Raw genomic sequence first — 11,239 nt, forward strand, 5'->3', positions numbered from 1 at the left:
AAGCGAAAACCTACCGCTGTAAAGCGGAAAGGCGTTGTTTGCCGAGCCTACAGGTGACCAACAGGATGGTAAGCTCCGATTTCCGGGCGATCTCCGGCAACCTCGCCGCCATGCAGCGGAGCGTGCTGGAGAAGAAGGACAGGAAACAGGACGGGAAGCGGGTGCGCCGCTCCCTCCGGGAAACGGCTTGACGCCTTCCCCCGGTGCAGAATGCGGCAAAGGCAGGAACTTCCGATGCGGTGTCCCTGCCTTTGCTGCATTTCCCGATGCACACCCCCGTGCGTTTATGTTGGACTTTTCCCCCGTTTGCGCTTTGGGCGCATGTCCACGTAGTTCTCCTCCAGCATACGCAGCAGATCCGACTGGCGGTAGAGCGTCTTGCCCGGCAGCGATATGTACGGGATCAGCCGTTGCGTGCGGTAATCCTGCAACGTTCTCGGCGTGATGTGCAGCAGCCTGCACACGTCCTCGCCCGTGAGATAGACCTCGCCGTTCATCGCCGGGCGGAAGTGCGCCGTCACCGTGTCGATGTACCTCATTCCCTCTTCCAACGCCTCGAAGTACGCCCGTACCTCTTCCGTGTCCCTTGTGATCACTTCCATCTCACTCGTCCTCCGTCATTTCCCGGCTCATGGCTTCCACGAACGCCTCCACGTCCTCCGTCCGGTAGTAAATCTTGTGGTTGATCTGGCTGTACGGCAGCAGCCCCCGGTCACGGTAGGTCTGCAACGTCCGCTTGCTGATGCCCAGTTTCTCACACACGTCCGCCCCGTCCATCCAGTTCATCTTTTCGGGCGGGCGGTAGCGGGCGCAAAGCTCCCTCACGTGCTGCGAGAAGCTGCCGAACCGTTCCTTCATCTCCTCGAAGGTCTTTCTCTCGATGCTTACTATTTCCATTGTCCCAATACGTTTTTATTGTTATACTTCCCTGCAAATATACCGGTCTGTATATGTCCGTGTATCAAAACCGTATCGCTTGTCCTCGTTTTGCTTCACGCTTGTAGCCTTGTCACGTTCCGGGCGGTGAAAAGCAGGGAGAAGCTCTACATATCCGCACGCCCTCCCGCATATTTCCCGCCCTTTCCGCTTGCCGTGTGCCGGACATTTCGCATATTTGTAACCGACCAAACATCATCACTATGGAAGAGGCTGTCTTTATCGCTCAATACACCTTCCTTGCCACTCCTGCGGTCATCGAGGAGGAGAGCCGCATCTTGGGCAAGATCGCACGCCGCCTGCGCTGCGAGTACGTCATCCGTTTCGAGGACGACGGCAAGTTCTATTTCCTGCTGGAGACCCGTTCCGGCTACGAGGAGCATTTCGCCCGGTGCGGCTGGTACGTCGTCAGCCAGACCGACTTCAACAGCCGCCTGACCATCGGCATGGGCTTGTACGAGAGCGGGAACTTGGCGGGCTTCATGTACAGGCTCGATTCCGGCAGCGAGGACGAGGCACGTTTCTGGAACAACATCCTTGTATTCACTTTCTTCAACGGTTTCCGCAAGGCGTTCCTTCCGCTCGACAACCGCTTTCAGGGTTTCTTCCGCTTGGACGGCAGCTTGTGTCTATACCTTTATGACTATTGCCCCGTCCGGCGGAACGACAAGATCACTTTCGAGGGGAAGAAGGTATCGAACGCTGTCTGGCGTTTCAAGAGCGGCGAGCAGACCGACCTTTTCGTCAAGCTCTTCTCCATCGCCGCCAGCCGCATTCGGGCGATTCAGGAGAACAGGCACCGTGCCGTGCTGGTTCCCGTCCCGGCATCCACACGGGAGAAGCACCGCACCCGGTACGAGGCGTTCTGCCGCAAGCTCTCGGCGGAAATGGGGGTTGCCGACGGGTACGGGGCGATAACCGTCGCTTATGACCGGGCGCAATACAAGGGCACGCACGGGAACGGAGACCGCACCGCCAATCTGGAGTTCCACCCCGAACGGTTCAGGGGGAAGTGCGTCTTGCTCGTGGACGACGTGCTTACTACCGGGGCTACTTTCATAGCGCTGCGGCGCAAGCTGATAGCGCATGGGGCAAAGTTCGTCATCGGCATGTTCCTTGCCAAGACCATCGCTTTCGAGGACGAGCGGAAGGCAGAGGAAGGAGGATAGAAACGGATGCGGATAATCCGGAGAAGCGGCGTACATGTTGGTATATCCACATGCGTCCCTCTTTTCAGGTTATCGTGAATGGTCTAACTCGATGTACCAGCCTTCCTTGACGGGCTTGTACAACGTGGTGTCGTTGTACGTCCTGCGGTAGATCTCGTTCAGGTCGCCGTGTTCGGTGATACGGATATTCCGGCGGCTTTCCAATCCGGGATCGTAAACGAAACTCTTGGATGTTCCCGCATCCACGATGCCGTGGGAATAGTACGGCATAACGAGGCTCACATATACCGAATCCGCCGTTTCCCATTCCCTGCGGTCAACAAGGACAAGACCGCATCCAATCTCTGACAACAGGGAGTCAAGCAGAAGTCGGTCAGGCTTTAGCAACCCATATACCGGGAGGTCTTGTTCGTCATTCGTTTCATGGGATGTATCGCTTTGCTCTGTTGAATCAAGTATAATGACCTCTTCCGGAGAAAGCGGCGGGTAGTGGAAACTGCCTTCTGAACTCTCTGACATGATTTCGTACACCTTGCGGAACGCCGCCTCGTGCGTGGTAAAGTGGCGTATCATTGCCTCGTCGCTCGGTGGCATGGGCGGCTCTCCGCAGCTTGCGGCAAACAGGCTTGCTAAAAGCAGGATTATGGCGAATGTTCTCATATTTTTATGTAGATGATGCTTGGCAGCGTTTCGCTTTAAGCGGCAGTGCTGTTTGTTATCTAAATCTTAATGTATTTATTGGCAAAATCAAGGCACTATTTCGTAAACGGTTCGCTCATTGTTCCTGAAAATGGTCTGCTCAATCTGGCTTCCGACCTTTACGATACTGTCTATGTCAGCATGGACTTTCAGGCTAAGGACGGGAGCGTATTTCAGATGCTCGTAATCGACCGGAGTATTGTTATAGGTTGTTTCGACAATAGGATAATTATGTTCCTTTGCGAACTGTTTCAAGGTATCTATGTAGGGAAGCTGCTCTTTACCCATAGCTTCAAAATCTATGTAAAACTTTCCGTTCTCCAGCACAAAGTAGATGCAGTCCACACCATTGGAACAAATACCTATAAAATCATAATCAGTATTTCCTGCCTGCACGTTTCTCAATACATCCGGCAGTTTGTCTATCGTAATCCGGGCAGCAACCGGGATATTGGAGTTTATACCGTCGTTTTGCGTCACTCGTTTATTCCCATGCCCGCAACTCAATAAACTTAAGATAGAAGTAAATATTCCCATAATTTTTAAGAATCTCATAGTTTTATGCTTATTATTAAATAGATAACATGTAATTATATACGTTTTCCGCTGTATATCTTCGCTCAATTACAAATATATATATAAGGGCGAAACTTCGGAGCGTTCGGTCTTCCTTTTTTTCTATGGTATGCTTAAAAGCAGTTTTTGCGGGCGGTTGTTTGGGCGTTCCCCTTCGGGTCGGGCTTTTGTAGGTCTTAAAATTCCATATTCTCCTTTTTATAATTTTTATAGCGAATGTTTAGAACACCTTTCCATTCTTGACTTGGACAGGCGTTTATTAACTGGATATATTTGTCGCCATCATCAATACGTATGACAGATTCCACCAGTTTTAATAAGTCCCATTGCAAATCATAAAAAGAACTCTCGGGAAAAATTTGTACCAATACTTCAGCTTCATCAAATGATATGGGGAGTTGTATTCGCTCTAATAATTCATCATAAGAACGTATAACTTCAACAATGCTATCTGGGTCATTGATGCTTTCATTAGGCATACGACCTAAATCTTTCAACTGTAAAATTTCAGTTCTCATATTATTGTTTTTTTAGAGTTCATGATGTCTGGCAGCTAATCGACCTTTCAAGGGAGGTTAAGCCACTTATTAGTTGCCCAATTTATTTATCTACCCATACCTTTATTTCATTATGGAAATGTTTATGAAACATTTTTATCCACAACTCATCGTTACACTTGTCGGGAATGCAAGCGTGGATACACTCAAACCATTGACTCCACATCCAGTCAAAAACTTCTTCTGTCTCCATCATCCAAAGGAGAAAATCTTTCGGTTCCCAGTCAGAAGACTTCATAATGTCCTTTTGAACAATCTTGCGCATGAACAGAAGCCGTTCTCTGGCTTCTTGAGTAGTTATTTTTCCATCCCAAAAATCGGCTGCCGATTGTGCAAAGTCATCTATCTGTTGCCTTGTTGCCGGAGCAAAATACTTCAGATCAAGCTCTTTAACCATGTCTTGCATGAAACGTATCCGGTGTTTGTGCCATTGGTGGTCTTTGTCATCCTCGATATAATCCAAAATAGATTCTGCTATCACTTTTATCGCTCCAAGTCCATTCGAGTTTTCTTTTATCCAATCTTTTGTCAAAGATAAATCACATTCTAATCCATCACGCCGCTTTATTATTTGATTTAAACATTCCTCAGATTCTACAAAAGTGTTTTTTGCCTTTTCATAGCAAACAGCGCATACCTCATGGGGCAGACAAATAGGATGTTGTTCGCAAACAGGACAAATTTTGTTTTTATTTTCCATATTCGTTTAATAGCAACTAATGGGTTGCAGCTAATTACCGTTTAGGCAATTAAGCTATATGTTACTAACATTCTATTCAATCTTTAGAATTAATAGGTTGGAGATGTCATTAGCACCACCTCTACCTGCATCTACATCCACAAAGACATTTCCACATTTACAAGTAGAATATGTTTCAGGATATGATTGTATGATAGACCTACAATTTGAACATAGATAAAATATATCGTTGCCAGCAGGAATACCATCGTACTGGTCAAGATTTACAATTACTATATTTTTCTTTTTCTTCATTTTTCTTATCTGTTGTAATGTCTGGTAGCGTTCCGCTTATTCAGTCGGTTTGCTGTTTGTTGGCTACTTTACCAATTGAGCAAAGGCAACATTTCTTTAAGTTTTTCTTCATTCCCTTTTTTCAGAAACCTTGGTAAGATAGATAAATGCTTGAGTCTCTTAAGGTGTAATAGGGACGAAATATCATAATTCCGATTCTCGACTGTTACTCCAAAATGCAAATATTCAAGTTCAAGTAAACGAGAAAGCGGCTCCATGCTTTTAACGGGCTTACCAACTCCGCTCATTCCTCCATTAGATAAAAATAATTCCTGCAAACCACTTAATTCGGCTATCGGAGACAAGTCATAAAGATGATTAAGATCGCATATATAAAGAGTCTTCAAATTGGAAAGTCTTTTCAGAAACTCAATATTATCTATTCGGGTTATATAGGCAAGCACAAGAACCTGCAATGTCTTTAATGGAAATAAATCAGGAATATTGTCTTGGCTATTACAGTGAATTTGTAAATATTTCAAATTGGGTAAAGAGGACAAAACATCAATGCGTTCTTCATCAATATATCCCAGTTTTATTGCTTCGATTTCATCATTATTCCTTAGAGCGTTCCAATTACTATAAGATAATTTGGTTCTCTTTAAAGGTGTAGGCAAGGACAAAATTTTAGTACCCTTGGGGACTTGGGATAAATCCCAATGTCCCCATACCTCACCTTCCAATACCCCTAAGTGTGCATTTGGGGGCGAAGGACATTTTTCTTCTGATAGGTAATTATTCCAATCCATATTTTCTTTTTGTTACAAGCAATTTATCCGTGACGTTCACTAATTCTATTTCGTTCGACTACAAATATATATCATAAGGGCAAAACTTCGGAATATTCGGTCTTCCTTTTTTCATAGTATGCTTAAAAGCAGTTCTGCGGGTGGTTGTTTGGGCGTTCCCCTCCGGGTCGGGCTTTCCGTTACAAGTCCTCGCTATGCTGTGGGCTTTCCTCTGCAATCCCTAACGTGGGTGAAAGGGCTTTCACTGTCTTGCGCTTGCACCTTGGCGCACGGGCTGTCCCGTCCCGGCGTCTGTTTCCGACCATTCCGTGAGGCTGCATGGCCGAAGCCGGACATCGGGCGGAAGGACAAACGGAACACATCCGTCCGTGCCGCCACACGGGGCTTCGGCTGTTCGCCGAAACTTCCCGTTCCCCGTCCCGCCCGAAAGAGTTCCCCGGCGTTTGTCCGGCAGCCGAAACCTGACCGTGCTCCCATATACTTCTCCCGCCCGTATCTCCTTGCCTTGGGAAACGGGCGTTCCCGGCTCTCCGGAAGGCTTCTTCTTCCCGCGCACCCGGCAAGTAACTTACCATTGACTGGAATAGACTGACAGGGCATTTTTTCCCTAAGCTGATTGGAAAAACATTGACGAAGGTAGGCGGAGGTGAAAGCAAATCCGCAAAAAATGCCAAATCTCCACCCTGCGGGTAGTATTTACCATTTTTTCAGATGGTTGCAATTCACCTTTTCCGCTATCAATGATGGTCAATGTTCTTCCCAATCAGCCAAGGGAAAAAAATTGGTTGGGGCGACAAGCGATGAAAACAGAGTAATAACGATTAAAATTTGTGAGTTATGGCAACAACGAACAGCACCATCGAAAAGATTGCACCGATGTTCACCGATTTGTTAATCAAGAAAATCGAGTGCTTGAAAACGGATTGGCAAAAGCCGTGGATTGCGAGCCTTGAACAAGGTTTGCCCCGCAACATCAGAGGGACGCTCTATAACGGCGGAAATGTCTTGATGTTATTGTTCTACACCGAGTTCATGAAATTCACTTTGCCCGTGTTCCTCACGTTCAACCAAGCGAAGGAAGAGGATTTAAGTGTTTGCAAGGGCGCACGCTCGTTTCCCGTCTATTATTGGTTTAAGTTCGTGGTACACAAGGAAACGAAAAAGACAATCAAGTACGAGGAATACCGCAAACTGTCCGCAACCGAGCAGGAAAATTACAAGGTCATCCCGCAGATGAAGTATTACAATGTCTTCAACATCGACCAGACCGATTTTGCCGAAAAGCAGCCCGAACGCTACGAGCGTATGAAGAAGGGGGAGCAACCCGAAGACTATTCGGACGGAATGATTTACGAGGCGTTGGACGAGCTTGTCTATCTGCAAAATTGGTATTGCCCCATCAAGGTGCAGTATTCGGACAGTGCCTACTATTCGCCCTCTTCCGACCATATCATTTGCCCGCAGCGTGAGCAGTTCCCGCAGGGAGCGGAATATTACGGCACGCTCCTGCACGAGATGGCGCACAGCACGGGAAGCCCCCAACGGCTGAACCGCACGTTCGGCAGCTTCTTCGGGGATGCGCTCTATGCCCGTGAGGAACTTGTGGCGGAACTTACCGCAGCCCTTTGCGGTGCGTTCTTCGGCTACGCAGCCGTACCGCAGGAGAACAACGCCGCCTATCTGAAACACTGGCTCACCAAGCTAAAGGAAGAACCCGCCTTTTTGGTGGAGATATTGGGGGACGTGAACAAGGCGGCGAAGATGATTGCCGACAAGGTAACCGAACCGATAAACGAACCCGCAGCAGCCTAAGCGGGACGGCAAAGGAACAAGAGTATCAACCAACGGGCGGAGCAGTCCGCCCCACTAAAGACATAAGACGATGAAAACATTATCAGAAAAGGAATTTAACGGGTTAAACATAAAAGCTATGTTTACCGAGAAGGTGGAACAGGCAAAAAAAGAACTGTCTCCACTCATGCAGGAGGTAAGGAAGTACATACCCCAAGCGGAATACGGCTACCACGTGGTAAGCGGTGAATACCCCGCATTTTACAGCGTGCGCATAGAGTTCACGTACAACGGCATCCGTTTCCATGTGTACAGGATAAACAAAGAGAACAAATACAGGATAGCCACCGACATGGAACATTTTGAGTATGTCAACCGCTACGACATCGAAAGGGCGGGCAACCAATACGAAAAGCCGTGCAATATCGGCGTGTTCACCGCCAAGAAAATAAACGATTGGATAAACTACTGCACGCAGATATACAGGCAGGTGGAGCAGGAAAATGCGGAGAACTCGAAAAAGGTAGCCGACTTCTTGAAAAGTATCGAGAACGAACCCGTAAGCTGGGAACGTAGAAACTATGCGAAAGGGACGATAACCCGCAACGGCTTGCGCTTCACTTTCTACATAGAGAAAGGACACCTCTCCTTTGAACTGTCCCTAAGTTATCGGGGAACGGCTGATTACGACACTTTCCGGCTGTTGGCTGATAACCGCTATATCCCGAAAGGAAACTATTAAACAACCACGGGCGGAGCAATCCGCCCGACAATACCCAAGAACATGAAAACGGTACTTGTTTACAAACGGATATACCGCCTAATCCTTTGGGCTTCGGTGGTTTATTTCCTCACCACCACCGCAGGGCGGTTTTTCGCCTTGTCTCTTGTCGTGGCTCTGTTTTACTTCGTGGCACGGCTTGTTCTCGCCCTTGCGTGGCGTCTGTTTGTCGGCTTCGTGTTCATCTTGATAATCATTCTTTTAATACTCTAAAATTTACCGATATGGAAACAAGGACATTGACAGAAAACGGAACACCCGTTAGCAAGGAAAAGACGGTAGCCTTTTCGGGACACCGCACCAACCGTATAGCCAAGTTCACGGCAGACCGTGAGAAACTCTTCAGGGAGGTGGCGTTCGATACATTTGTAGCCATCGAGAGTTATTGCATCAAAAAAGGCTACGACACCTTTTTGTCGGGAATGTGCGAGGGCTTCGACCTTATCGCAGCAGAAGAAGTATTGAACCTCAAAAAGAGATACCCGCATATCCGTCTGAAATGCGTTGTCCCCTTCAAGGGACAAGCCGAACGGTACACCCAAGCCGACAAGCAGCGTTACGACACCATTTTGGCGCAAGCCGATGAAGTGGTAACCTTGCAGGACGGATATACCGAGGGCTGTTTCCTGCGCCGTAACGACTACCTTTTGGAAAACTCCGCTTTTCTGATGGTCTATTACGATACGGTAGCCATAGGCGGCACGTTCTACACCCTCAAACGGGCAGTAGAGCAGAAAAAGAAGTTCGCGAACGTATGCTATAACCGCAGGTAGCCCCGTAAGGGCGGATTTTCCGCCCGCTACTTTCTTTCGTGAGCCGGAGCGGGGAAAGAAAGATAGCAAAGAAACCGATTGCCCGAACGGGACGGTTTATTAAAATCAAAAAGAACAACTATAAACAATCAACTTAAAAATAACAGATTATGAAGACAAAAGCAAATCAATCAGCAGCAGAGAAAAACATCACGATGGTAGCATTGGCAGACATTCAGCCGAGCGGCTTCAACCCACGCAAGCGTTTCGATGAAGCAGCCCTTTACGAACTTGCCGAGAGCATCAAACGGCAGGGCGTGTTGCAGCCCATCACCGTGCGCCCCGTTGACGGGACAGACCGTTACGGGATTGTTTTCGGGGAACGTCGTTACCGTGCGTCCGTCATTGCGGGCAGGGACGAAATTCCCGCAATCGTAACCGAGTTGTCGGACGAGGAAGCCGAGGAAATGGCGATTACCGAGAACTTGCAGCGAAAGGACGTGACACCCGTGGAGGAAGCCGCAGCCTATCAACGGCTTATCGAGAGCGGACGCCATACCGTGCAGACCTTGGCGCAACTCTTCGGAAAGAACGAGAACTACATCCGCACACGGCTGAAATTCACCGCCCTTATCCCCGAAATCGCCGCCCTTTTGGAAGCGGACGAGCTGACCATCAGCGTGGCGGCTGAAATCTGCCGATACGGGGAGGACATTCAGCGTGAGGTGTACGAGAAGCATTTGCAGGACGAGGGAACGTACAACAGTTGGCGGGGACTGAAAGCCGCCGATGTCGCAAGGCGCATCGAACAGAACTTCACCACCGACCTGCAATACTACCGCTTCGACAAGACCGAGTGCGCCACGTGCGCACACAACACCAACAACCTGCTGCTGTTCCGTGATGGCGGGTGCGGGCATTGCGCCAACCGCACGTGCCTTGCCGAAATGAACGCATCCTACCTCATGGAGCGGGCTGTGCAAATCATGCAGACCCAGCCGGGCGTGTCGCTCTGCCGTGACCGCTACTGCACCAACGAGACGGTGGCAGAACGGCTAACCGCTTCGGGCTACGAGGTGGAGACCCTTGACAGGTACACCGCCTTTCCAAACTGCCCGAAAGAACCCAAAGCCGAAAATTTCAACGACCCCGAACGCTACGGGGAAGCCCGCACCCGCTACGAGCAGCAATGGGCGGACTACATGGAGCAGGAGGAGGAAATCACCCGCAGGAGCGAAGCGGGGGAAATCACCATCTATGCCAAAATCGGGCAGAAGGAGATTGACTTCTGCTATGTGGAGAACGTGACCGAAGCGCAGACAGCGGACGGAACGCCCGCACCCGCACCGCTCTCACCCGTGGAGAAATTGGAGAAGCAGGACGAGCGCAACAAGGAAATCGCACTCGAACGCACGGTGGAGGACACCAAGAAACAAATCCTCGAAGCCGACATCACGGGCGGCAAGTTCAGTGCGGACGAAGACACGATGCTCTACTTCTTCCTTCTGTCCTCGCTCCGTAAGGAACACTTCGCAGCCGTGGGGATTGCGGAAGACAAGCAGTATATCACGGACGAAGACAAGATGGGGATTATCGGCAACCTCACCGTGAGGATGAAGACCATCATCCGCAGGGACTTCCTTGTAGCCAATTTCAAGGGAGCATACGGCAACAACACCGTGGCGACCCTCTTGCTTGACTTCGCACGCAGGCACATGCCGGAGGAACTCGCCAACATCGAAAGGGAGTACAACGGGGTGTACGAGAAGCGGCATCAGCGCATCGAGGAAAAGAAAGCCGTCCTCTTGGTGCAGGAACGGGCAAGGGAGCGCAAGGTAACGCAACCCGAGGAACAACCGCAACCCGAAGAAATTGCAGCCTAAGGACAAAGGGCAGGGCGGAGAAATCCGCCCGCTACTTTCTTTCGTGAGCCGTGGCGAAAAAGAAAGATAGCAAAGAAACCGATTTTCAAACTTTCAAATTTTCAAACTTATGCGAACCGTACAGAGAACCTATACACTATTCGGCATTGCGGAACTGGAGGACGAAGCCCGTCAGAGAGCCTATACCGACTGGCTTGCCAAGGGAAACGATTACCCGTATGCTTCCGAGAACTGCGACACGCTCGAAGCCTTCTGCAACCTTTTGTAGCTAACACTTGAAAAGGGACCCGGAACAACATTTAAAAAGTGCCCC

17 protein-coding genes and 1 pseudogene are annotated in these 11,239 nt (G+C 49.2%); 8 read left to right on the forward strand and 10 right to left on the reverse strand.

The genetic code is table 11. The annotated features are described in order from the left end of the window. Window positions 1–191 (forward strand): annotated as a pseudogene (locus tag DW947_RS20650) (hypothetical protein); the annotation flags it as partial. A gap of 93 nt (window positions 192–284) precedes the next feature. Here DW947_RS20650 and DW947_RS20655 read toward each other — a convergent pair. The 3 genes from DW947_RS20655 to DW947_RS21955 all read right to left on the reverse strand — a co-directional run bounded on the left by DW947_RS20655 (window position 285) and on the right by DW947_RS21955 (window position 1,319). Continuing rightward, window positions 285–602 carry a helix-turn-helix domain-containing protein gene (locus DW947_RS20655; RefSeq protein ID WP_009041186.1) on the reverse strand — a complete coding sequence of 106 codons (318 nt, stop codon included), beginning with the start codon at window positions 600–602 and terminating at the stop codon, window positions 285–287. 1 nt (window position 603) lies between these two features. Further along, window positions 604–897, reverse strand: a complete 294-nt coding sequence (locus DW947_RS20660) for a helix-turn-helix domain-containing protein (protein WP_008629224.1) — start codon at window positions 895–897, stop codon at window positions 604–606. 146 nt (window positions 898–1,043) lie between these two features. After that, window positions 1,044–1,319 (reverse strand): hypothetical protein, encoded by a 276-nt coding sequence (locus DW947_RS21955; RefSeq protein WP_080706940.1) that lies wholly within the window; start codon window positions 1,317–1,319, stop codon window positions 1,044–1,046. A gap of 63 nt (window positions 1,320–1,382) precedes the next feature. Here DW947_RS21955 and DW947_RS20670 point away from each other — a divergent pair, with 63 nt between their 5' ends. After that, complete coding sequence (locus DW947_RS20670; protein WP_080706939.1) at window positions 1,383–2,105, forward strand: ComF family protein; 723 nt, start codon at window positions 1,383–1,385, stop codon at window positions 2,103–2,105. Window positions 2,106–2,174: 69 nt separating this feature from the next. Here the strand turns inward: DW947_RS20670 and DW947_RS20675 are convergent, their stop codons facing one another. The 7 genes from DW947_RS20675 to DW947_RS20705 form a co-directional block, all read right to left on the reverse strand. Next, a complete protein-coding gene (locus DW947_RS20675) occupies window positions 2,175–2,765 on the reverse strand; it encodes a DUF4948 family protein (RefSeq protein ID WP_117513393.1) in 591 nt (196 codons plus the stop codon). 87 nt (window positions 2,766–2,852) lie between these two features. Beyond that, window positions 2,853–3,359: a hypothetical protein gene (locus DW947_RS20680; protein ID WP_029427318.1), complete on the reverse strand. Its 507-nt coding sequence runs from the start codon at window positions 3,357–3,359 to the stop codon at window positions 2,853–2,855. Between the two features lie 197 nt (window positions 3,360–3,556). After that, complete coding sequence (locus DW947_RS20685; RefSeq protein WP_117513389.1) at window positions 3,557–3,898, reverse strand: hypothetical protein; 342 nt, start codon at window positions 3,896–3,898, stop codon at window positions 3,557–3,559. Between the two features lie 82 nt (window positions 3,899–3,980). Next, on the reverse strand, window positions 3,981–4,637 hold the full coding sequence (locus tag DW947_RS20690) for a hypothetical protein (protein ID WP_117513387.1): 657 nt from the start codon (window positions 4,635–4,637) through the stop codon (window positions 3,981–3,983). Window positions 4,638–4,709: 72 nt separating this feature from the next. Continuing rightward, on the reverse strand, window positions 4,710–4,931 hold the full coding sequence (locus DW947_RS20695; RefSeq protein WP_117513385.1) for a hypothetical protein: 222 nt from the start codon (window positions 4,929–4,931) through the stop codon (window positions 4,710–4,712). A gap of 68 nt (window positions 4,932–4,999) precedes the next feature. Beyond that, window positions 5,000–5,719, reverse strand: coding sequence for a leucine-rich repeat domain-containing protein (locus tag DW947_RS20700; protein WP_117513383.1), 720 nt, complete (start codon window positions 5,717–5,719; stop codon window positions 5,000–5,002). Between the two features lie 192 nt (window positions 5,720–5,911). Then, the gene (locus DW947_RS20705; RefSeq protein ID WP_243635114.1) at window positions 5,912–6,319 is read right to left on the reverse strand and encodes a hypothetical protein; all 408 of its coding nucleotides are present in this window, start codon (window positions 6,317–6,319) and stop codon (window positions 5,912–5,914) included. A gap of 237 nt (window positions 6,320–6,556) precedes the next feature. Between DW947_RS20705 and DW947_RS20710 the strand changes: the two genes are divergently transcribed. The 6 genes from DW947_RS20710 (at window position 6,557) to DW947_RS21690 (ending at window position 11,194) form a co-directional block, all read left to right on the forward strand. Continuing rightward, a complete protein-coding gene (locus DW947_RS20710; protein WP_118940674.1) occupies window positions 6,557–7,531 on the forward strand; it encodes an ArdC family protein in 975 nt (324 codons plus the stop codon). Between the two features lie 70 nt (window positions 7,532–7,601). After that, on the forward strand, window positions 7,602–8,252 hold the full coding sequence (locus tag DW947_RS20715) for a hypothetical protein (RefSeq protein WP_118940675.1): 651 nt from the start codon (window positions 7,602–7,604) through the stop codon (window positions 8,250–8,252). Between the two features lie 42 nt (window positions 8,253–8,294). After that, entirely contained in the window at window positions 8,295–8,504 is a 210-nt protein-coding gene (locus DW947_RS20720; protein WP_118419753.1) for a hypothetical protein, read from the forward strand. Between the two features lie 11 nt (window positions 8,505–8,515). Then, window positions 8,516–9,064 (forward strand): SLOG family protein, encoded by a 549-nt coding sequence (locus tag DW947_RS20725; RefSeq protein WP_118940676.1) that lies wholly within the window; start codon window positions 8,516–8,518, stop codon window positions 9,062–9,064. 149 nt (window positions 9,065–9,213) lie between these two features. Continuing rightward, on the forward strand, window positions 9,214–10,926 hold the full coding sequence (locus DW947_RS20730; RefSeq protein ID WP_117922801.1) for a ParB/RepB/Spo0J family partition protein: 1,713 nt from the start codon (window positions 9,214–9,216) through the stop codon (window positions 10,924–10,926). A 109-nt stretch (window positions 10,927–11,035) separates the two neighbouring features. Next, complete coding sequence (locus DW947_RS21690) at window positions 11,036–11,194, forward strand: hypothetical protein (protein WP_165859483.1); 159 nt, start codon at window positions 11,036–11,038, stop codon at window positions 11,192–11,194. Window positions 11,195–11,239: the final 45 nt, after the last annotated feature.

Source organism: Bacteroides sp. AM44-19 (assembly GCF_003603395.1).
GTDB classification, from domain to species: domain Bacteria; phylum Bacteroidota; class Bacteroidia; order Bacteroidales; family Bacteroidaceae; genus Bacteroides; species Bacteroides uniformis.